Here is a 20,798-nt window from a genome sequence, read left to right as displayed (position 1 = left end):
CCCCTTTAGAAGGGTTAAAGGGGTACTAGAAAAATACATAATTACAGCACATCTTGATTATATATAACATAGTATGATTTATAATTTCTTACAAGCCCATGCGTCTATCTCAACCTTTAAGGCAGGAGTAGCGAGTGCAACCACATATATCAATGTTGTGCATGGAAGATGTCCCCCAAAAAAGTTATTGATGATTTGCTGTCGTTGACTTGCATCCATTTCTCCTACCAAATAGAAAACGATCTTCGTCAGATCTTGAACCTCCATATTGGCGCTTTCTAAATTTTTTTTTATATTTTCTAGTGCTACATTCAATTGTACTGCTGCATCTTCAGGGATAGTCCCATCTGCCATCATACCGATTTGACCTGATAGGGTTAACCACCTATGGGGGCCAGTGACTTCAATTTGATGTACATAAGGAGCAACAGGTGGGTGAATGTTCTCAGGATTCCTCGCAATTTTCATAGAATCAGTCCTTGTCTATTTTTAATTTGTTTCTGTAATCAAAATAGCATAATGTACCATCTGATAAAAGTTCTATGCAAATACCATTATAAAAGAACTTTCAAATTGGATATGCTGGTTTTATAGGGTTATAATAGATTCATAGAATTTAGGCTTATACGCTGATAAAGCTTTCAAAAAGGATAAAAGTATTGATTTTTTAATTTGACAAGACATACAATTCACTTCACCCACGCCTAAGGTTTTATACAGACACTTCTAAAGAAACATGAATTTCGTCTTATTTTGAAGGTAGATGGCTATACTCATTAAATGAGAGGGAAATTTTTACATAAGAATGATGCGTATTGTTGTAAATCAATTTTATACTGCTTATGTTTAGTTGATAGTGTAGCCCTAGGTAGCAGAGGCAGCGAGGCCGTTTTGTAGAAGGAGTGAATAAATGAGTAATTTCTTTCGGAGTAATGGATTTAAACGTATTATTCTTCTAGTTGGGATTGCAGTTGCATTGTATTTAATGCGTAGTATGATCAACTTAATTTTGCTGACGTTTATTATTACCTATTTGATGAATCAGCTTACTACGAAGACAACGAAAAGCATAAGAAAATATACACCGATGAATGAAAAGGCTGTTACAGTAACATTGTACCTTTTACTTGTCGCAGGTATTGTTGCGGTAATTTACAAGTATTTGCCGATTGTAACCCAGCAAATTACCCAGCTTTTCGATCTTATTGCCAGCTTTAATCTCGATCCAGATGACAATGAGATTGCCAGATATTTAGCGCCAACTTTTGAGAAAATCGAACTTGGAAAATATTTAGAGCAGGGTGTGGATTTAACTCTTAAAAATATTACGAATATTGGTAAAATCATTATGCAAATTTTGATTTCTCTAATATTGAGCTTGTTCATCTTGTTGGAAAAGAAACGCATTATTGAGTTTACAGCCAAGTTTAAGGATAGTAAAGTTGGACCACTTTATGATGAACTTCATTATTTTTCAAGAATTTTCATCCGCTCATTTGGTAAAGTAATTGAGGCTCAATTTATTATTGCTGCTGTCAACTGTGTGTTATCAGTGATTGCCCTTTCTATAATGGGCTTTCCACATCTGATTGCTCTTGGGATTATGCTCTTTATTTTAGGTTTAGTGCCAGTCGCAGGAGTTATTATTTCACTAATTCCACTAAGTATTATCGCATATAGTATCGGTGGCTTAATGTACATTGTCTATATTTTAGTCATTGTCATGGTATTACATGCCATTGAAGCTTATTTCTTAAATCCAAAGCTGATGTCCGCAAAGACAGATTTACCGATTTTCTATACGTTTATGGTCATCCTCTTCTCAGAGCATTTCCTTGGTGTATGGGGGTTAATCATTGGTATTCCGCTGTTTATGTTCCTGCTCGATATTCTAGGTGTAACCTCCTCGGAAGAGCCTGTAAAGAAATCGGTACCAATACCCAATGAAAAGTAAATGGAATAGTTTTGACAAAGGAATCATCTACGTACAAGATGGTTCCTTATTTCATGTGAAAGAGGAGTCTATCATGATAAAAGGTCAAAGAGTCTATTTAAGAGCCATTCGTGAGGATGATATCGATCGTATTGCAAGGTGCTTTCAAAATGAAGAAATCATGTATATGACAGGAACGCGTAACATATTTACAAAAGAACACATTAAAGAGGCGATTCAACGTTTTAAAGAAGATGCCTCGCGCTATGATTTTGCTATTTGTTCGGTTTCAAATACAGAAGTTATTTTAAGACAGGCTTTGTTTATGAACAATGCATTTTCGGATGGGATTATTATGAGTATGTTGCGTGATGAATATTTGAATAAAAAGTAAGAAAGGGGCCATGATGAGGCCCCTTTCTATTTAAGCATTTTTTAGAGAGGAAATGGTTCTTGGATTTTTTTTAATATACAAGTAAATGAGCAATGCTGTAATGCCCTCTGCTACCGGGAAGGTCCACCAAATGGCCTGAGAGCCAAGTAGTTTGGGTAGTACGATGAGGGTAGGGATAAATAAAATAATACTGCGTAGTAACATAATGGTTGTGGCAATACGAATTTTTTCAATGGATTGAAAAAATTCTGCGAACACCATATTGATTCCTAAAAATACATAGCCAATGGCAAAGTGAACAAAGCCCTGTGCTGCCAAACTACGAATTTCAAAGGAGCTATCTCCAAATAATGCCATTAATTGAGAAGGGAAAAGCATTGCGATAAGTGCCGTCGTTAACCCTAAAATAAATGCAGTAGCTAGCCCTATTTTTAATAATGCTGTTAATCGTTCTAGTAATCTCGCCCCATGGTGATAGCTCACTAATGGTTGTAGTGCCATACCGATGCCAAGGAAAATCGTTAACAATACAGTATGGATATAGTTGACCATTGCATAGGCTGTTACGCCATTTGCCCCTAAGTAGTGCAAGAAGGTAACATTATACAAAATAACGATAACTGCTACGGAAGCTTCAACGATAAAGCTAGGTAGTCCAATAGCAAATATTTTTCTGAGATCTGATAGATTAAAAAATGAAGAGACAAACTTTAACTCAGATTGTGGACGGAAAAAATGAAGACAAAGTACAGACGTACCTATAATAGTGGCGATTGCTGTTGCTAAGGCACAGCCAGTCACACCATAATCTAGTACGAAGATAAAGATATAATTTAAGAGTATATTCAATACTGATGTTGTAATTAAGCCCAGCATAGCAAGCTTTGGGTTACCATCATTTCGAATGAAAATACTTAGTAGATTTTCTAGTGTGTAAAACACGCCAAACAGTAAAATAACATGTAAGTATTCCTGTACATAGGGATACGTATCATCGCTTGCCCCAAATATATAAGAAATATCTTTTAAATTGAACGCAAGGAATCCGATAATCGTTAGCACGACTAGTAACATCATTATAAACGCTAATGTAAAGAGCTGATGAGCTCGTTGCCTATTGCCCTCCCCAAGAGAAATTGAGAAAAGCGTAGCTCCTCCCATACCAATCCATAGAGAAATTGAAAGTAAAATAGAGAAAATGGGAACGGCTATATTAACCCCAGCTAACGCTGTAGGACCCACGCCATGACTAACGAAAATACCATCTACCAAAATATTGACGGACATCAAAAGCATACCGATCATTGCGGGGAATAAGTATGAAAGAAATAATGGTTTCAGTGGTCTTGTTTCAATAGGATTAATGGTTGTCATGTCCATGCACCTCCAACACCATTACTTTTTCCCCTTTGTCATCTAGTTCACCATTAAATATAAAACCAAATCGTTTATACAGCTGAATAGCTACTGCGTTATTGTCATAAACACTTAAATATATTTGTGAACAGTTGAACTTTACTGTTAAGTAATGAATAAGTTGCTGTAAAAAATGTTTACCTAAACCTTGCCCTTGGTATTGTTCATCAATTAGATAGCGATCGAGCCAAACGCGTTGACTGTAATCTTCATGAGGGAATAATCCATACATAGCGAAGCCTATAACGGTGTTATCTTTATACAGACCTAAAGGAGTAAAGCGTCGATCCATTTCTGCCTCTGTTAAGCATTGGTCTGTCGTTTCAATAAAATGTTGCTGATTGTCTGCGATGCGTAAAGCTAAAATTTCTTTCTTGTTGAAAGCTGTAATGTCACGAATCTCCGTGAACATAATGTCAAAACCTTTCTATTTTTATTGTGAATAGGTACAATTTAAAGTATATAGTTACTATATAGTCAAGGGAGGAAGCTCAAAAAATGCTTAATAAAAATGTAAAATATTTTACAACTGGGGAATTTGCTAAAATTTGTAAGGTTAATAAGCAAACACTCATTTATTACGATCAAATTGGATTATTATCTCCCATCATGAAGGATAGTAAAGATTATCGGTATTATTCACTTGCTCAATATGATTTTTTTAGTGTTATTGAGTTATTAAAAGCAGTTGGAATGTCCTTGAAGGATATTCAGCAGTATATGGCAGAGAAATCACCAGAGAATTTTTTAGAATTGATGCATCAACAAAAAGAAATTGTTGCGAAGAAACGTCGAGAGCTCGAAATGATTGAAAATATTATTGATGTCAAAATCAAAACGACTGAGGAAGCTCTACATCTACATTTTGATGACATCACGATTGAGTACTTTCCTGAAGATACATTATACCTAAGTAAAAATATCGAAGATTCTACTGAAGAGCAGTTTGTGAAGGCTGTATCGGATTTTATCGAGGAATTAGATCGCTCTCAATTAGATACAGGTTATCCAATCGGAGGGATTACGAGGAGAGAACAAGTATTAGCTGGCAATTACGATAATTACAGCTATTTATATATTGAGCAGCCTAATCCAAGAGAAGGTCATCCTTACTTTAAAGCAATAGAGGGGGAATTCGTTATTGGTTATCATGTTGGGCCCTCTGCGAAGCTTGGAGAGACCTATACACGTTTATTTAATGTCATGCATGAAAAAGGCTATGAGCTTGGTCAATACGTTTATGAGGAATACGTTTATGATGCTGTTATAAAAAATCGAGAAGAAGAGTATGTGACAAAAATTATGATGGAAGTAAAGAAAGTCAAATAATTCACTGTTACTTACTAAAAAAGACCGTATAGAGTTAAGTAATTTAGCATATTTGAAGGCTTATATATCAGTAAAATAATAGCATTTTTTATTGTGTTGGAAATGAACCTAATCAGTAGATGATTTTCTGACGATAAAAATAAGACGAAAGAAATCATTTTAGCCTATGTGGAGGTGAGCTGCAATGTGGATTGAGCGTTGGCAACATTTAATAAAGCGATTGAAGTGGCAAGGAGCTTATGTACATCCGATTGAAATACGAGCAGTCGCTACTGAACATGATTTACAGCAGGTAGAGGCACGACTTGGCGTACAAATCCCTAATGAGTTCCGTCATCTCTTACTAAATTGCTCGCAGCAAGTAACTATTTATTGGTCTCTCCCTGACGAAGCTATCTTGCCTACAGAATTGCTGGATAAGCCTTCTGGAGATTTTGGCTGGAGCTTAAATGATTTGGATTTCCCCTATTTTGGAGGGGATGATGAATTGCATGAACAGCAATACTTACAATTTTTTACGGCAGGTAACGGAGATGCCCTTCTCCTCAAGCTTGAGGACGAATCGATTTGGTATTGGAGTCATGAAGAAGATGAATTTAATTTGCTTGCCTTAAGCTTTCCTGCGTATGTCGACATTGCGACCACGCTAGGCTGTATTAGTGTAGACTGTGGACAGCATCAACAATTTTGTAGTGGGGAGGGATTGGATGTTAATCTGACTAGGTCACAAATATGGTTAACGTGGCTGGAACAATATTTAAGCTCTAATTTACAGCAGGCTAAATCAAGCTTAGAATCTTTACTTCATTATGTTTCCATGCATGGCGTAAGAGAAACAAGCATTCAAGAGGCTTTTTGGCAATTTGATAAGGTAAGGATATATGAGGCACTTCAACAAAGAGTTGAACAAGCACAGACTCCAGCACAACAAAAAGCTTGGGGTGAAGTTCTAGTAACGGTGTGTGCTGACGAGGCTGAAAGATGGGTAAAGGAACTTTGGCAAGGGAATGCTGAACTTCCAGCCTGGCTACGTGATTATTTAACGGCGCATTGTTTACCAGTAGACGAAGGGCTGGCCCTTATCCTACAGGATATTGAAAAAGATAACATGGATGCCTATACGGCATTACATCGATTACGCCATTTCCAGCACCCAAACATTATTACATGGATGAAGCCCTATGTTGCATTTCCGATCGATGGCTGGGACTCGCTTTTAGCAGTATCACAGCCAAGTGCAGGGACACTATTTGAGTGGTTAGATGGTAGTGAAGTAGAGAGACTGACAGCTATCCGAGCTGTTTGCTATATGATGCAGCAGGGAATCACACCAACAACAATGATAAATGAGGAAGAATGGCGCTCTTTGCTGGCTTATTGGATGGAACATGAGGTATTACGAAAAAATAAACAATTATTTAGCCAAGTACTGAATGGTTTGGAAAATTGGATACTGAAATGCTATATGTTACAAAGGAGAGAGTAGTTTGAATCATTTTACGATATTTGCTTCCAAAAATGATCTAGATGATATGCATGCTAAAATAGCCGACGTATTTGCCAAAGGCTTTGCTATTGAAAAACAAGATAGCGGATATTTATTGAAATCTAAAGGGCTTTTTAAAAAATGTAGATGCTCGATGAACATTTTAACTGAAGATATGAACCCTGATTATTTTGCAAAAAATATCCCTGGGATGATGGGCTATTACGATACTATTCCCTTTAAAGATGAACAGCTAAAAGAACGAGTAATGATTCAAATAGCTGTGCTCAATACAGTCATTGCAATCGAGATGGATAGGGCTATGACAGACGAGCATATGCAGCTATTTACAAGACTACTAACAAGGATAGGCGGTATTGGTTTTCTACCAGACGGTACTTTGCTGGATCAAAACGGTAGCGTGATTGTTTATCCTAACGGGGAATCAGGTCCATCTGACTTTAGACCCCATGCTTGTACAAGAAAAATAAATACGCATGAGGTAGCATCAGCACAGGGAGAAGTGCGAAAAAATAAAACGATCGCTTTTTTAACAGAACGAGAGATTCCTTACGCTGCTTCTCTTCCTCAGCTATCACCATTAGAAAATCTCCACTTTAAAAGTCAAGAGGATATCGCAAGAAGAGCAGTTGCCCTATTGATTGTTATTCAATTCGCCTGTGACGTAGCACAAAATGGCGATATTGAAGGGTCTAGGGAATTCTTTACCGATATGCTACATAAATATAAAGTACAACCATTCTTAACGGAGCAAGAAAGGCTCTTTCTGGGGGCGCAGCATCCTAGTACGCAAGAGGCTGTCAATATTTCATGGCAATATGAAGCCTATTGGACACTCATTTGGGCATTAGGTATGGTGGAAGAGTTAGATTTTCCGGAAGATGTTTGTGATTGTGAATATGCGATTCAAGCTGTTTCAAGCTGCGAAACGTTTGAACAGTTTTACCAACAAACAATTATGCGCAGTAAGGAAGAAATTTTAGACGAGGCTGATAAAATTTATAGATTGCATTGGGCTTGTGTAGATAGTCGAATTAATGGACAGACAGCTCCTTTAGCGTTAAATGAAAGTGTTGTGATGGAAAGGCGTAGAGGCTTATTTTGGATGATTGGGTATCAAGACGAGGAATGGGATACGATATCCATGGATACATAAAGTAATCGCAAACTAGGGAATCTAGTTTGCGATTATTTTATAAGAGAGGTTATTTTACATAATGGGGTTTACTTACTTTATCGATCAAGAGAATACCATCGTATTGATCGCGTGGAACAAAGCTTTCCTGCATAACGCCCCAGCTATAGCCTATGCGAGGCTCAAACATCCATGAGTTGCCTCGCTCATTTTGACGATTGCGCATATCGATGAATGTATATGGTTTATTTTTTGTAGACAGAATATCCTCAATAGATCCCTTGATAGGTGGTAATACAGCCATCGGTTCACCCATATTATTTGCTGTCTCGCCACTTCCCATGTATAGGCCTAGTACATAGCTATATTTCTTGTAGATGTCTGGTAAACGTTCGCCCATTAATTTGACTGGATAAGGGGAACCCATTACATCCGATTGTGCTTTACGAATATGGTCATTATGTGCCCACACGATAAACTTTTCTGTTGGATAAACCTTTTCAGCTAACCAAAGTAAGTTTTCACCCATTGCCTGATCTCGCCATTCCATTGTTTGTAAAAATGACTCTATATTATTTTGTTCAAGGTCAATATTGGCCTGAATAGTTAGTTCAACATATTCATTTGCTAAACGAATACGATCTGCTAAAGTACGCTCCATCAGTTTTACAATGTGGGGTTCATTTGGATATGCTGCTTGCAACTCTTTTTCTTTTAACTGTACTTGTGCCTTTACTTGTTTATACACATTGATAATTGTTGCCTTTTCTTTTTGATAGCCCTTTAAATCTTTTCCTGAGCTCCATTCAGCGAGTTGTTTCTCTGCTTCACTGAATTGTTGAGCTAATTGAGGATTGTGCAGCCAATCTCCATTCGTGAATGCCCCTTGTTGTTGAATATCAAAGCCCGTGAGAACAAGGGGTTGCTTTGTTGTATAAGTTGTTTTGGCGTATTCAAACAGAGGAAGGGTTTCTTTTGTCCACCATACACCGAAAATACCATCCTTCATTGTTTGTAGAGCCGCTTGTTTGTCAATTTTTCCTTGGGCGTTCATCACATTTCCCATGCCACTTTCAAAAGCGAGAACATTATAGCCCATTTCTTGATGTAAAAATTGTATTAAACGTGTTTTAGCTAGATTAAATTGTGCAACACCATGAGAGCTCTCTCCTAAAAAGACAATGCGCTTATCATGTAATAATGGCTTTAGCATCTCTAAATCCTCAAATTCACTAGATGGAATTTTTTGTCCATTAAATGTTTCAGGTTGAATGGAGGACAGGCTATAGGCATGATCGTTTACCCATTTTTTCCAATCTAATAACGTTTCATTAGAAGACCTAACCTGTTTGACTGTTGAATTAAGTTCAATATTGAGCTGTTCTTCATTTGCAGTGACAGCCGCAGAGACACTAGTTACTCCGTTTAGTGCCATTAAACTTGTCAGTGCAATACTTAATAAAACCTTACGTTTCCTATCTTTTTTCATTAATAATCAGCCCTTCTTCTTATATTGATACTTATTATAAGGAACGAAGTTTAAAGCTTAGGAAGAGTTTGTTTAAATTTTGTTTAAATTTGCCTATATTGGCAAAAAAACATCCCCGTTTGTAAAGTGGAGTTGCTCCATAGCGTTGGAAACAAAACTACCTTGCCAAGGGTTCTTTTTCTGCTAGTGAATCACCTTTTTTCAACAACATAAAACATCTCCATTTGTAAAGTGGAGATGTTTATCATTATTTATAGTGATAGGTGCTTGCTCTAACATGGTTACGTTGAATTTGATTGAACCATGCACGATCCTTTTCTTCTTGCTTTAATGTACCAACAATGGAGGAGGAGCAGCTCACACAAATTTTAGCTTGTGTAATTTGTCCACATCGTTCACAGGGCGCTCCTAAATTAGGGAAAATGGACTTTTTTAACTTTCCTGCTTTTACCCATTTGTAAAGGAGTTCAGGTGACACTCCTGTTAAAGCGACTATCTCATCGTTTGTTAAGTAGCGATTATTTTTTCTTAATAAAAAATGATGTAACTCTGAAAATATGTCCTCTTCTCTCACATCAATTCTTTTATGGAATAGCAACATAACTAGTCCTCTCCTCGTCAAATCAATTAATGATTTCATTAACTGTTATAGGTTGTTCGTCATATTTATAATTTTCCCAACGATTACGCGCAAGCTTTCGATATTTTGGTGATACATTTCGATCGGCAATTAAACGTGAGAATCCTTTTTTAGCTTCTACAATATCACCGAGTCGAAGGCTTAATTCAGCATGTAAAAACTGGATTCTTTCTCCACCCTCCTGATTGGATGCAAAGGATTTACTATAAAAGTCTCTAGCTGCAAAAAGGTAACGCTTTTCGGATTCCTCATCGGTTTTTAAACGATAAAGCCAAGCAATTTTCAAGGCGAAATTCGCCATTAAAAGGGATTCCTCCATGGAAGCACGTGATACCAAATAAGCAAGCTTAAAACTGACAATGGCATCATCGATTGTACGTTCCTGACAAATATCCATCGGCTTCTGGAGCTCTTTAATGTAAATTTCATCAATGAGTTGCATGAAAGGTCCATATGTCCGTGTCATAGACTTATGGTAGGCATAGCCGCAATGGGGACAAACAGCAACCTCATACAGCAAAGGATTTAAGCCATCATAAACAGGCATGAAATCTGTTTGCTCCTCGATGATTTTATATCGATTAGGGCGTACTTTATAAGTTGTAAAATGCTTTTTGCAAAATTTACAATCTACACTACTTTCATAGTAGTAAATGTTAAATGCCATAAGAATCAACTCCTTTGCAGGCTCTAAAATTTTGTTTCTTTTGCTCTATTTATACGTAAATGTTTATCGTTCAATGTATTTAAGTAGATATCTTTTATTTTAACAATTCTGTGTTCTTTGGTATACTCCTTTAGAATTATTAAAATAAAAATATTCATCTGTTTTATAGTTAATTGTCATTAAATCTATGCTTGTAATAGTATTTATCGGTGCTGTTAATGTAAGTTATAGAGTTTGCTGAAAGTTTGTCAAAATACTTTCATACTTTTCATTAAGTATAAGGAATGAATTAAATGTTTGTGATTCTAAAGTACTGTTTTATAAAGGCGGCTTAAGATGAATTATAATATCATATTTTTTGATGTGGATGGAACACTGATTAATTACGAAGATGGCTGTGTGGAAGAAAGCACAAAGCAGGCCATTCAACTTTTGCAGGAGAGAGGAATTCACCTTGTAGCGGCTACAGGAAGACCTTTATCGATGTGTCAGGAGATACAAGCGCTAGGGATTGAAACCTTTATTACAGCAAATGGGGCATATGTGAAACACAAGGATTTAATCATACATAATTCAAAATGTACAAGCTTTTGCACGTGAACAGCAGCATAGCCTCACATTTTTTACAGAGCAACTATCGATGAATGGCATTCAGCATCCAGCTGCTTTCAATGCGATGCAGGCAACTCTATCTTTACGAAATTTTCCGGTTGTGAATGAAAAAATTGTGGATGAAGAAGTTTTTCTCATGTGTCTATATGCAGATGAGGAGGCTGAAAAAAGATATGCTAGCCAATTTCCGCATATATTTTGGCAGCGATGGCATCCTTATATTGTGAATGTATTACAGCAGGATGTTGCCAAATCGATAGCTGTTAAAGCGGTACTAGACCATTTTAACATTGATCCTGAAAATGCTATTGCTTTTGGAGATGGGGATAATGATATTGATATGTTAGAGCATGTAGGGCTAGGTATTGCTATGGGAAATGGTAGTGCAGCTCTAAAAGCAGTTGCGAATTTTGTTACAAAGAGTTCCACTGAAGGTGGTATTGACTTTGCTTTACGGCAGTTTCAAATGATATAAAGCTGCTGAAGGTCTTAAAGTCGATGCCTCAGGTTCTCTTAGATCTATTGAAGGAACTTGTTAATCAATGCGTTTTAATAAATTTTGGGTGGGATGTTATATGGCACATCATGTGCAATCTCTAATTGAACATTACGGGTATTTGGGTATTATCGTGATCCTAATTGGAGGCATTGTTGGGTTGCCACTTCCTGATGAGGTCTTTCTAACATATGTTGGCTACAGCGTTTATATAGAAAGCCTTGAACACATTCCCGCTTTAGTAAGTGCAATGATTGGTGCAGTTGGCGGTATTACCTTAAGCTACTATATCGGCTATCGTTTTGGCTTACCATTATTGCAGAAATATGGACCCAAAATTCATATTACGGAGCAAAAAATTGATTTTACAAAACAACTGTTTACTAAAATTGGGCCAACTTTATTATTAATAGGCTATTTTATACCTGGTGTACGACATCTGACAGCCTATATTGCGGCAATTAATAATTATCCATATAGAAAGTTTGCTTTTTTTGCCTATACAGGGGCATTTATCTGGACTTTCACATTTATAACGTTAGGGAGGATGCTTGGGGAGAAGTGGCGGTTTGTTGGTTATTATTTATCCCATTATAGTATTTATCTCATCCTATTGTTTGGCCTCGTAATGCTCATCGTTTACTATCTATTCAAAAAAAGAAATATACGAAAATAAAGGTCTGTATGATTCAACATATGAATCGTACAGACCTTTGTGTTATGGCAAAATAGCAAATGAGCGTACAGGGAATCCAGATGCCTTTTCAGGCTTAGGGACGATATTGAAGATAATTGCCCCCTTCGCAGGTAGCTTGTCCAAGTTAGTCATCAACTCAATTTGATAGATGTTTTGTTCAAGCACGAAGTATTCGCCGTCTAGCTTACCATTTTTGTGAAAATCAGCGGCTGAATCAGTATCAAATGTTTCATGGCCAAGTGCACTTATTTGACGTTCCTTCAATAAAAATTGTAATGCCTCTAAGCCCCAGCCTGGTATATGGTTATGTCCATCCATATCTTGGTTACTAAATGCCTCTTTATCTGGCCAGCGCTTACTCCAATCCGTACGTAGCGCTACAAAGGTACCTGCTTCAATTACTCCATGTTGTGCTTCAAAATCAAAAATATCTTGCACACTTAGCGAGAAGTCATGATTGCTAGCAGCTTCTCGTGATTTATCAATAACGACAAGAGGAAGAACTAGTTCTTTTAGTTCTAATTCTTCTAGATAGCGGGAGTCTCGCACAAAATGAATGGGTGGGTCGATATGTGTGCCATATTGTCCTGGGAACGTGAATTGTTGTGCGAAGAACCCGTCATCATGAGAGAATAATGTTTCAAATTTAGCATCTTCAAACATAAAAAAATGTGGGGAATTAGGGCCGAATGTATGTGTTAAATCAACCCATTGTTTTGATTTTAATAATTGTAATGCTTGTAAAAGTTGGTTTGACATTGATTTCACTGCTTTCTGTTAAAATTAGTAGAACATAAAAAAGAGTCCCCTTAGAAGAGGACTCCAGAATAAGCAACGGTAGTTCTTCTTCTCATCTTTCAGGCTTAAAATTTTGCCAATTGGAATTAGCACCATACTGTTGAGCTGGTTGCTGAGACTTCATCGGGCCAATCCCTCCGTCTCTCTCGATAAGAAAAGTGATATAAGAATTTTCAGAAATAATAATAAAAACACTTTAGCATAGAATTTTATAGTTTACAAGTTCGATAGAGATATAAGGGTAAATTTTTTTACCAACTTAAATTTATGGTTATGCCACAACAACCATTATCCATAAGACGTATTCTGAAATTGTCTGGTGTATAATTTGCATCAAATTTCATCGTAATGCCTGTTGATGTGATTAATTTATCAACCTCTGTTTTATTTGAAAGCTGTGCAGCATTCATTAGATCATGTGCAAATTGTTGAGAGCTATCAATTTTATCCGTAAGCAATTGAGCCTGTTGCATGATCGCCTTTATCCGTGTAGCTGACATTTTTAATTTATGTGTGTCGACAGGTGGAAAGGGGGTAGTGTTCGGCATTGCTAAATGTTGAGGAATAGGTCTAACGGCAAGCTGCTGGGCAAGTGGCGACGTTGGGTAATGATAAGGATGAACAAAGTACGGATAAGGATTGTAATACAATGTAATTCCTCCTATCCTATAGCTGATATCTTATCTTATGTAGCTAAACGTCTTTAGGTGTTATTTTGCAGTGCAATGTCTGTCCTAATCATTTAAAAAGGAAGCCAAAGTGAGCTTCCTCTTTTAGCCGAGAACATGTAAGACATCATCAATTTTTTTACTATGAGACAGAATACCGTAATTCATCCATGTTAAAAAATCCACTTCATATACACAGTTGGTTTTAACTGCAGCTAGATTTTTCCACATAGAAGTTTTTAAAATCGTACGCTCCTCGTTCTCGTAAATGGAATGTTGTTTATCAAAAGTAATAAATAAATGATCCGCATCTAATTGCAGCAATTGATCAAATGTCAGTGGTGCTTTACGTTGATTGTGCGGAATACTCCAGACAAGTGGATGTGGCATTAAACCGAGGTCACGATATAAAATTGGCCCCGTATAGCCACATTCAGGACCCGCATATAGAGTAATGCCAATGGCTGAAATGCGAAGAAATGCCACACTTTGCCCATAAACGGATTTACTAAGAATTCCTTTTGCTTGCTGTACCTTATCCTCATATTGTAGGATCACGTCTTGCATCAAGGCGGTTTTTCCTGTTAAATCAGCAATCTTAAACAAAGTAGACTGCCAGTTCTCTCCAGGATGTGAGATATGACAGATGGGAGCTACTTCATTTAAATGATGACAGGATTCCCATCGCTCTATACCTGCATCTAGCATAATTAATGTTGGTTTATAGTGAAGGAGTCGATCCATTTCTCCATTTTGTACATCGATATCAGGCACTTCTTGTAGACCTAAATAGTCTTGTTTTCCCCATTTTGGATGACTGAATTGAGCAATTGGTGTAATCCCAAGGGCGACAAAGAAATCTTCTAAGAATGGTGCAAATACACGTAGATTGCTGCTTTGGTTTCTTCGATATTGTCCTGGAGAGATGCCGACATGTTCTTTAAAACGACGATTGAAATAATACTCATTATTAAATCCGATAGACTGACTAATTTCAAATACCCGATCATTTGTTGTCATTAATAATTGCTTGGCTTTTTCAATGCGAATGTTATTTAAATAGTGAAGAGGGATTTGCCCTGTAATCTCTTTGAACATACGGGTATAATTCCATCTTGGAACATCAGCTAGCTCTGCCAACTGCTCGACAGTCCACTCTTTTTCAAAATGTTTATGCAAATAGTTAATGGATTGCTCAACAGATTGACGATCATTTTTTTGCACCAGCTTGGGTATTGTTTGATGTAAGAGCAATAACATCAGCTCTTGAAAGTGTACATGCTGCTCAAAGATGGTGTGCTCATCCTCCGCTAGACGGTTCTGATAAATGGCTTCTAGCAGTCTACGACATTGCGAAAAGGGGAGAAGACGTTGCTCTTTGACACGCTTAAAAGGGCTAGTAGTCTGTTTATTGCAAAGATGGACAATGTTGAACTGTAATTGATAAAAACAAAGGTGCTCGTTTTGAATGCGTATATTAGCCGTGTTATTAGGAGGAATCGATATGCACTTTTCTTCACTAAGATGAATGGTGTTATGATCTATTTCTAGCTTTCCGCTGCCACTCATTACGATGAAAAGTGTATAGAAATCACTATTAAACTGCTGCTTGTTCGTTGATTGAATCACATAAGAAATAGTTTGTAACGTATAGACATGTGTTAAGTTACCCATTGATGATTCACCCCTTTATAATTGAATTTGGAGAACAACACAAAGAAAGCTCTCTGAAGAGCTTTCTTTCATGTTGTTGAAAAAAGATGATGTCAACGGCAGAAAAAGCAAATTTGCAAGGTGAAAGGTTGATTTCCGTTCCGCCAGCGCCCTTTCCAGGGGGCGTCCGATGAGCCGCTTCACTCACTTACGCTCGCTCCAGGGTCTCATCTGTGACGCTAAATCCCCTAGGAGTGACGCTGGCTCCACTCCAATCAACCATTCTGCAAAGTGTCTTTACTTTTTTTCATAGTAATATAGCGATTAAATAGCCCATTATTTTTAGAGGGAATAAGCTCTTATTTTCAATGTGGGGAAGTGATGTGTGACAACACCTCTCCATAAAGAGTAGTGAAGACCTTCGCCTTATTTGAAAACCTTTGCTAAAAAGGTACCATTTTTGTGGGTTGGAGTGGAAGGCTACTTGACTCCCATGGGATAGCGAGACAGGCGAGCCCCTGCACGGAGGAAGCGGCTCAGCGCTCGCCCACAGGAAAGCAAGTAGCCTGCAACGGAAATCCATTTTCATCTTTCACAAAAATTTTATGGATGGTTTTGTTTTTCAACGCTATGCAAAGAAAGCCCTCATAAAGAGCTTTCTTTTGAAAATTATTTCACGAACCATTTCTCAAGATCATCATATTTCAGCAGGTTAGCTGTGATAGCTCCAGACTGCCAATATGTTCGATCCGCAATATAGACATGCCCATTTTTAACAGCAGGTACTGTTTTCCATAGTGTACTATCTAACCATTTAATCGCTTCTTGATTTTCTTCCGAATCCCAAGTGCCATTTGAAGGGAAAAGGATGATATGATCCGCATCTAGCTCTGGAATAGCCTCTTCTGATAAGACTTCATGAAACTCTGTCATATCACGTGCTAACGGATGTGGTGTCAAGCCCGTTTCTGTGTAAATATAGCCAGTGTAGCGATTTTTAATGCCAAATAAAGCTAATGTATTATCTGCGACATTTAGACGTACAACAGCAACTGTTTCGTCTCCAATTGATTCATCTAATTTTGCTTTTAAATCGGATACACGTTGCTCATATTTGTCAACGATTTCCTTTGCTTTATCAGGAATATTTAAAACATCAGCTATTGTTTTTACAATTTCACGTGGATTTTGTAGAATATCTTCTTTTAAGCGGTAAGTAGGTGCAATCTTTGAGTATTCTTCATATTTTGCCTTATCCGCGGCGCCATCCACAATGATTAAATCAGGCTTAGCTTGTAGTAATGTTTCCATACTACCAGTAATGTCGAACTCAGGAACATCTAATCCTAAATAGTCCTGTTTACCCCATGATGGGTGATACCATTGCACAACAGGTTTTACATCCAAGGCAGTTAAATAATCTTCCATATAGATAGCAGCTACACGCTGTGGGTTTGTAGGAATTTCTACTTTTCCAAACTCATCTTCTACAATTCTTGTATCTTTAGTTGATTGATCTTCTTTCGCTGTATCCTCTTTTACTTCATTTGAGCCACAGGCACCTAACACGAACATTAGTGCAAGTAAAAGGACAAATGAAAAATATCGACCTCTACGCATTGTTATTCACTCCTATTAATTTACTAAAACAGTAAGAATGTCATCTCAACCTAGAATGATAATCATTCTCGTTTGATTCAAGTAAATTATAGGACACAACATATCAACAAACAATACACATTCTCTACTTCTTTTTTATACAAAATGAAATTTGACTTCCTATTGTTTTTTATTATCGAAAATGTACCAGACTAATGTAACAATTGCTGCCAGCATAACCATTAAAAATCCATACAAGGGAGTATGCGCTAATGATTGATGGTGAATAATAAAGCCCCCAATATAGGACCCTAAAAATATACCAATGTTGAAGGCAGAAATATTTAATGCTGAGGCCATAGAAATAGCTGATGGTACATATTTTTCAGACAGTAGAACAGCATATAGCTGCAATCCTGGGACATTCATAAACATAAATAAGCCCATTACTAATACCATGATTAATCCGATAATAGGTGATTCGAGCATGAAGCCAATGCCGAGCAACGCCAAGGCAAGTCCTACAAAAATAATAAAGATAGAACGTAGCGGATTATGATTAGCAAAATGACCACCTAATGTATTACCGATCGCAACGCAAATACCATAGACCACTAAAATAATGACTACTGCATGAGGAGAATACCCCATATATTGCTCTAAAATAGGTGAAATATATGTGTAGACAACAAAGGCACCACCGTATCCAATTGCGGTAATGAACAATATTAAAATCATGCGAATATTGCCTAATACTTTGCCAATATCACGAATAGAGATAGGATTGCCTTTCGACAATTGGTTAGGTACTAAGATCGCATTACTAATTAAACCGATAATCCCAATGACGACGATAAAGATGAACGACATCCGCCAGTCTGTTACTTGACCAATAAATGTACCAAGTGGAACACCTGTTACAGTAGCCAAAGTTAAGCCTGTAAACATAAAGGCAATAGCACTGGCTCGTTTATTTGGTTCCACTACATCAGCCGCTATAACGGAAGCGATGGACATAAACACACCGTGTGCTAATGCTGAAATAATACGTCCGATTAATAATAAAGAGAAATTAGGTGCTAAAGCGACTGCTAAGTTACCTACTATAAAGATGGTCATGACAAGCAATAATACGGTTTTTCGACTAAGGCGTGATGTTAAGGCTGTTAATAATGGAGCTCCAACAGTTACCCCTAGTGCATATATAGAAACGGTTAAGCCAGCTGTGCTTAGAGAGATACCAAAGTCATCTGTAATTAATGGTAGAAGTCCAACGCTGATAAATTCAGTGGAACCTATACCGAATGCACTGATTGCAAGAGCTAGTAAGGTTAATTTAGCACTTGACTCTTTTGATTTTGACATACTATTAAAATCTCCTTTGATTTTTTTTATTGTGTGTAGTACTATTCATACATACCTAAAAGATATGTACGGTACTTTTAGTTACTTTTAAATATTACAGGGGGTCACAATGCAAAAAGTTTATAATATTGGTGTTGAAGCTACGCTTGAAGTTATCGGCGGTAAATGGAAACCAGTCATTCTTTGTCATTTAAACCACCATGGTAAAATTCGAACAAATGAGTTTCGCCGATTAATTCCGGGTATTTCTCAAAAAATGCTTACAAGTCAATTAAGAGAGCTAGAGCAGGCTGGATTAATTCATCGAAAGGTCTTCAATCAAGTACCACCAAAAGTCGAATATTCATTAACGACCTATGGACAAGGGATGGAACCTATTCTGAACATGCTTTGCACTTGGGGCGAAAAGCATGTTGAATTATTACAGGATAAAGGTGAAGATGTACTGTTAAAACAACGTGATGAAGATATCGCAATGCAGCAAACATCGTAATGAGGGGAGAAAGAGACTGTCACATGTAAGACAGTCTCTTTTCCTCTTTTTATGCTTATAGAGCAAAGTCGAATTTATTTGGATTCGGTCCGACACGCTGTTCAAGATTCATCGCATTGATTGTAGCCATTTCTTCGTCTGTTAGAAGGAAGTCGAAGATATCAGCATTTTGTAGCATGCGTTCTCGACGCACAGATTTTGGAATCGCAATAATGCCGTTTTGTACATCCCAGCGCAAAATAACTTGAGCATTAGATTTTCCATATTTTATTGCGATTTTCGAAATCGTTTCATCTTCAAGAAGCCCACCTTGCATTAAAGGTGCCCAAGCCTCCAGTTGAATTTGGTGGTTATTACAGAATGAATGAAGCTCAGCTTGCTGTAAGCGTGGATGAAATTCCACTTGATTGATAACAGGCTTAATGCGAGCAAATGATAGTAAGTTTTGCAAGTGTGAGGCTGTGAAATTACATACGCCAATTGCTTTTATCTTACCTTGATCATATAAGTCTTCTAGAGCCTTCCAAGAGTCAGTATATTTATCTTTACCTGGCCAATGAATAAGATAAAGATCTAGATAATCTAAACCCAGTTTTTCTAAACTCTTTTCATAGGCTGTAATAGTTTCCTCATAGCTTAATCCATCGTTCCACACTTTTGATGTAATAAACAGGTCTTCACGTTGTAAACTAGTGGATGTTAGTGCCTGTTTAATACCTTCTCCTACACCTTCTTCATTGCCATAAATAGCAGCTGTATCGATGCTTCGATAGCCGACCTCGATGGCGTTTTTGACCATTTCTGCAGTAGCGCCATTCGCTACTTGGAAAACACCTAAACCCATACCAGGCATTTGTAAGCCATTATTTAATGTGATTGTATCTTGTAAATGAGTAATCATTTTTATTCCTCCAATATGTGAGTTTGCTTGATTGCTTTTTCATTATGATGTTTCGATAAGGTGAAAAAAAGTACGCACATTTTTGTTTCATAGAAACGTCGAGGTAACTTTTGTGAGCTGACAATGGTTAGAGGAATAAAAAATTTTGCTATTAAACAAAATGGTAAGCCCCTAATTGGTCACGCATCTTCTAATCAGAAAAATATGGGGCGCTATGGAATGACAATTGCCTGTATAAAGAGTATTTGGACTGAAGTAAATGAATGACTTTTTTCTGTAATAAAGGGAATTTTTGTTGGATAGCGAATTTAAACTAAAAATAGTAAAACTTTATAAAGGGGAATTGGAAGATGAATCGGTTAAATTTAATCACATTAGGTGTTATAGATATGGTGGAATCACTAGCATTTTATCGAGAGGGGCTTGGCTTTGAGATAGTCGTGTACGGGGATGAAACGAATCCAGATGTGATGTTCTTTAATAATGGAGGAACGAAAATATCGCTTTTTCCAATTGAACGCTTAGTCAAAGACATCAATGAAGCCAACCCACCAGAAATTGGCCGTGGCTTTGGCGGAATTACACTTGCCTATAATGGTAAAACAAAAGAAGAAGTGGATCGTGTATTTGCATTAGCAAAAGAGGCTGGAGCGACAATTGTGAAAGAGCCAGAAACTGTGTTTTGGGGAGGCTATAGTGGCTATTTCCAAGATCCAAATGGCTACTACTGGGAAGTAGCCTATGGTGACATGTGGCAGTTTGATGAAAATGATATGCTGATTATTCAATAATAATCCAAAAAGAGAGCAAACTAGAAACATTAGTTTGCTCTCTTTTGCATGAACTGTTAAATATCCTAAGTTTTGAGCAGCTTTAGACAAGTAAAGAATCTTTTCATCCACAGGGCAGTAGGATTTTGTATGTATACCTGCCTATTCCCACAATTAATAAGATTTTACCCTATAATAACCATGTATGGGATTTATATTGTTTTTAATTTCTAATT

General features: G+C 37.1%; 20 protein-coding genes, 1 pseudogene and 1 riboswitch. Of the genes and pseudogenes, 9 read left to right on the top strand and 12 right to left on the bottom strand.

Annotated elements, in window-relative coordinates; genetic code table 11:
- Window positions 1-78: 78 nt before the first annotated feature.
- A complete protein-coding gene (locus NV349_RS21740) occupies window positions 79-468 on the bottom strand; it encodes a RidA family protein (RefSeq protein ID WP_036128757.1) in 390 nt (129 codons plus the stop codon).
- 442 nt (window positions 469-910) lie between these two features.
- Between NV349_RS21740 and NV349_RS21735 the strand changes: the two genes are divergently transcribed.
- A complete protein-coding gene (locus tag NV349_RS21735; RefSeq protein WP_058845249.1) occupies window positions 911-1,954 on the top strand; it encodes an AI-2E family transporter in 1,044 nt (347 codons plus the stop codon).
- A 73-nt stretch (window positions 1,955-2,027) separates the two neighbouring features.
- Window positions 2,028-2,327, top strand: a complete 300-nt coding sequence (locus tag NV349_RS21730; RefSeq protein WP_271911335.1) for a GNAT family N-acetyltransferase — start codon at window positions 2,028-2,030, stop codon at window positions 2,325-2,327.
- Window positions 2,328-2,357: 30 nt separating this feature from the next.
- Here the strand turns inward: NV349_RS21730 and NV349_RS21725 are convergent, their stop codons facing one another.
- Complete coding sequence (locus tag NV349_RS21725; RefSeq protein WP_058845250.1) at window positions 2,358-3,701, bottom strand: MATE family efflux transporter; 1,344 nt, start codon at window positions 3,699-3,701, stop codon at window positions 2,358-2,360.
- Window positions 3,688-4,155, bottom strand: a complete 468-nt coding sequence (locus NV349_RS21720) for a GNAT family N-acetyltransferase (protein WP_036128746.1) — start codon at window positions 4,153-4,155, stop codon at window positions 3,688-3,690. The genes NV349_RS21725 and NV349_RS21720 overlap by 14 nt, the downstream gene beginning before the upstream one ends.
- A gap of 86 nt (window positions 4,156-4,241) precedes the next feature.
- Between NV349_RS21720 and NV349_RS21715 the strand changes: the two genes are divergently transcribed.
- The 3 genes from NV349_RS21715 (at window position 4,242) to NV349_RS21705 (ending at window position 7,735) form a co-directional block, all read left to right on the top strand.
- Window positions 4,242-5,072, top strand: coding sequence for a MerR family transcriptional regulator (locus NV349_RS21715; protein WP_036128745.1), 831 nt, complete (start codon window positions 4,242-4,244; stop codon window positions 5,070-5,072).
- A 184-nt stretch (window positions 5,073-5,256) separates the two neighbouring features.
- A complete protein-coding gene (locus NV349_RS21710; protein WP_271911331.1) occupies window positions 5,257-6,558 on the top strand; it encodes an SMI1/KNR4 family protein in 1,302 nt (433 codons plus the stop codon).
- Between the two features lies 1 nt (window position 6,559).
- Window positions 6,560-7,735 carry a DUF4272 domain-containing protein gene (locus NV349_RS21705; RefSeq protein ID WP_141904199.1) on the top strand — a complete coding sequence of 392 codons (1,176 nt, stop codon included), beginning with the start codon at window positions 6,560-6,562 and terminating at the stop codon, window positions 7,733-7,735.
- Between the two features lie 49 nt (window positions 7,736-7,784).
- On the opposite strand, the gene NV349_RS21700 is transcribed toward NV349_RS21705, so the two are convergent.
- The 3 genes from NV349_RS21700 to NV349_RS21690 all read right to left on the bottom strand — a co-directional run bounded on the left by NV349_RS21700 (window position 7,785) and on the right by NV349_RS21690 (window position 10,510).
- Window positions 7,785-9,203 (bottom strand): erythromycin esterase family protein, encoded by a 1,419-nt coding sequence (locus NV349_RS21700; protein WP_058845252.1) that lies wholly within the window; start codon window positions 9,201-9,203, stop codon window positions 7,785-7,787.
- Between the two features lie 247 nt (window positions 9,204-9,450).
- A complete protein-coding gene (locus tag NV349_RS21695; protein WP_036128737.1) occupies window positions 9,451-9,804 on the bottom strand; it encodes a hypothetical protein in 354 nt (117 codons plus the stop codon).
- Window positions 9,805-9,826: 22 nt separating this feature from the next.
- Complete coding sequence (locus NV349_RS21690) at window positions 9,827-10,510, bottom strand: DUF2225 domain-containing protein (protein ID WP_036128736.1); 684 nt, start codon at window positions 10,508-10,510, stop codon at window positions 9,827-9,829.
- A 336-nt stretch (window positions 10,511-10,846) separates the two neighbouring features.
- On the opposite strand from NV349_RS21690, the pseudogene NV349_RS21685 reads away from it, so the two are divergent.
- Window positions 10,847-11,597 (top strand): annotated as a pseudogene (locus NV349_RS21685) (Cof-type HAD-IIB family hydrolase).
- Between the two features lie 100 nt (window positions 11,598-11,697).
- Complete coding sequence (locus tag NV349_RS21680) at window positions 11,698-12,294, top strand: DedA family protein (protein WP_036128732.1); 597 nt, start codon at window positions 11,698-11,700, stop codon at window positions 12,292-12,294.
- A 42-nt stretch (window positions 12,295-12,336) separates the two neighbouring features.
- Here the strand turns inward: NV349_RS21680 and NV349_RS21675 are convergent, their stop codons facing one another.
- The 5 genes from NV349_RS21675 to NV349_RS21655 form a co-directional block, all read right to left on the bottom strand.
- A complete protein-coding gene (locus NV349_RS21675) occupies window positions 12,337-13,074 on the bottom strand; it encodes a cyclase family protein (protein WP_036128730.1) in 738 nt (245 codons plus the stop codon).
- A gap of 88 nt (window positions 13,075-13,162) precedes the next feature.
- Window positions 13,163-13,269, bottom strand: a riboswitch (SAM riboswitch).
- A gap of 95 nt (window positions 13,270-13,364) precedes the next feature.
- Window positions 13,365-13,763 carry a YuzC family spore coat inner layer protein gene (locus NV349_RS21670; RefSeq protein WP_036128728.1) on the bottom strand — a complete coding sequence of 133 codons (399 nt, stop codon included), beginning with the start codon at window positions 13,761-13,763 and terminating at the stop codon, window positions 13,365-13,367.
- A gap of 123 nt (window positions 13,764-13,886) precedes the next feature.
- Window positions 13,887-15,455, bottom strand: a complete 1,569-nt coding sequence (locus NV349_RS21665) for a helix-turn-helix domain-containing protein (protein WP_271911325.1) — start codon at window positions 15,453-15,455, stop codon at window positions 13,887-13,889.
- Between the two features lie 648 nt (window positions 15,456-16,103).
- Window positions 16,104-17,054 (bottom strand): ABC transporter substrate-binding protein, encoded by a 951-nt coding sequence (locus NV349_RS21660; protein WP_036127126.1) that lies wholly within the window; start codon window positions 17,052-17,054, stop codon window positions 16,104-16,106.
- A gap of 159 nt (window positions 17,055-17,213) precedes the next feature.
- On the bottom strand, window positions 17,214-18,398 hold the full coding sequence (locus tag NV349_RS21655) for an MFS transporter (RefSeq protein WP_141904202.1): 1,185 nt from the start codon (window positions 18,396-18,398) through the stop codon (window positions 17,214-17,216).
- A 109-nt stretch (window positions 18,399-18,507) separates the two neighbouring features.
- Between NV349_RS21655 and NV349_RS21650 the strand changes: the two genes are divergently transcribed.
- On the top strand, window positions 18,508-18,891 hold the full coding sequence (locus tag NV349_RS21650; protein ID WP_036128717.1) for a winged helix-turn-helix transcriptional regulator: 384 nt from the start codon (window positions 18,508-18,510) through the stop codon (window positions 18,889-18,891).
- 55 nt (window positions 18,892-18,946) lie between these two features.
- On the opposite strand, the gene NV349_RS21645 is transcribed toward NV349_RS21650, so the two are convergent.
- The gene (locus tag NV349_RS21645; protein WP_141904203.1) at window positions 18,947-19,792 is read right to left on the bottom strand and encodes an aldo/keto reductase; all 846 of its coding nucleotides are present in this window, start codon (window positions 19,790-19,792) and stop codon (window positions 18,947-18,949) included.
- Between the two features lie 350 nt (window positions 19,793-20,142).
- Here NV349_RS21645 and NV349_RS21640 point away from each other — a divergent pair, with 350 nt between their 5' ends.
- Window positions 20,143-20,583 carry a VOC family protein gene (locus NV349_RS21640; RefSeq protein WP_058843868.1) on the top strand — a complete coding sequence of 147 codons (441 nt, stop codon included), beginning with the start codon at window positions 20,143-20,145 and terminating at the stop codon, window positions 20,581-20,583.
- Window positions 20,584-20,798: the final 215 nt, after the last annotated feature.

This window comes from Lysinibacillus sp. OF-1, assembly GCF_028356935.1.
Lineage (GTDB): Bacteria > Bacillota > Bacilli > Bacillales_A > Planococcaceae > Lysinibacillus > Lysinibacillus fusiformis_D.
Note: the sequence above shows the minus strand (reverse complement) of the source record. Positions and strands in the feature narration are given on the sequence as shown.

What these genes read in the sequence shown, in the direction of transcription:
- NV349_RS21680 (WP_036128732.1), top strand. Translation starts at nt 11,698, where the DNA reads ATGGCACATCATGTGCAATCTCTAATTGAACATTACGGGTATTTGGGT.
- NV349_RS21665 (WP_271911325.1), bottom strand. Translation starts at nt 15,455, where the DNA reads ATGGGTAACTTAACACATGTCTATACGTTACAAACTATTTCTTATGTG.
- NV349_RS21650 (WP_036128717.1), top strand. Translation starts at nt 18,508, where the DNA reads ATGCAAAAAGTTTATAATATTGGTGTTGAAGCTACGCTTGAAGTTATC.
- NV349_RS21735 (WP_058845249.1), top strand. Translation starts at nt 911, where the DNA reads ATGAGTAATTTCTTTCGGAGTAATGGATTTAAACGTATTATTCTTCTA.
- NV349_RS21740 (WP_036128757.1), bottom strand. Translation starts at nt 468, where the DNA reads ATGAAAATTGCGAGGAATCCTGAGAACATTCACCCACCTGTTGCTCCT.
- NV349_RS21675 (WP_036128730.1), bottom strand. Translation starts at nt 13,074, where the DNA reads ATGTCAAACCAACTTTTACAAGCATTACAATTATTAAAATCAAAACAA.
- NV349_RS21730 (WP_271911335.1), top strand. Translation starts at nt 2,028, where the DNA reads ATGATAAAAGGTCAAAGAGTCTATTTAAGAGCCATTCGTGAGGATGAT.
- NV349_RS21640 (WP_058843868.1), top strand. Translation starts at nt 20,143, where the DNA reads ATGAATCGGTTAAATTTAATCACATTAGGTGTTATAGATATGGTGGAA.
- NV349_RS21655 (WP_141904202.1), bottom strand. Translation starts at nt 18,398, where the DNA reads ATGTCAAAATCAAAAGAGTCAAGTGCTAAATTAACCTTACTAGCTCTT.
- NV349_RS21660 (WP_036127126.1), bottom strand. Translation starts at nt 17,054, where the DNA reads ATGCGTAGAGGTCGATATTTTTCATTTGTCCTTTTACTTGCACTAATG.
- NV349_RS21720 (WP_036128746.1), bottom strand. Translation starts at nt 4,155, where the DNA reads ATGTTCACGGAGATTCGTGACATTACAGCTTTCAACAAGAAAGAAATT.
- NV349_RS21725 (WP_058845250.1), bottom strand. Translation starts at nt 3,701, where the DNA reads ATGACAACCATTAATCCTATTGAAACAAGACCACTGAAACCATTATTT.
- NV349_RS21710 (WP_271911331.1), top strand. Translation starts at nt 5,257, where the DNA reads ATGTGGATTGAGCGTTGGCAACATTTAATAAAGCGATTGAAGTGGCAA.
- NV349_RS21695 (WP_036128737.1), bottom strand. Translation starts at nt 9,804, where the DNA reads ATGTTGCTATTCCATAAAAGAATTGATGTGAGAGAAGAGGACATATTT.
- NV349_RS21645 (WP_141904203.1), bottom strand. Translation starts at nt 19,792, where the DNA reads ATGATTACTCATTTACAAGATACAATCACATTAAATAATGGCTTACAA.
- NV349_RS21700 (WP_058845252.1), bottom strand. Translation starts at nt 9,203, where the DNA reads ATGAAAAAAGATAGGAAACGTAAGGTTTTATTAAGTATTGCACTGACA.
- NV349_RS21690 (WP_036128736.1), bottom strand. Translation starts at nt 10,510, where the DNA reads ATGGCATTTAACATTTACTACTATGAAAGTAGTGTAGATTGTAAATTT.
- NV349_RS21715 (WP_036128745.1), top strand. Translation starts at nt 4,242, where the DNA reads ATGCTTAATAAAAATGTAAAATATTTTACAACTGGGGAATTTGCTAAA.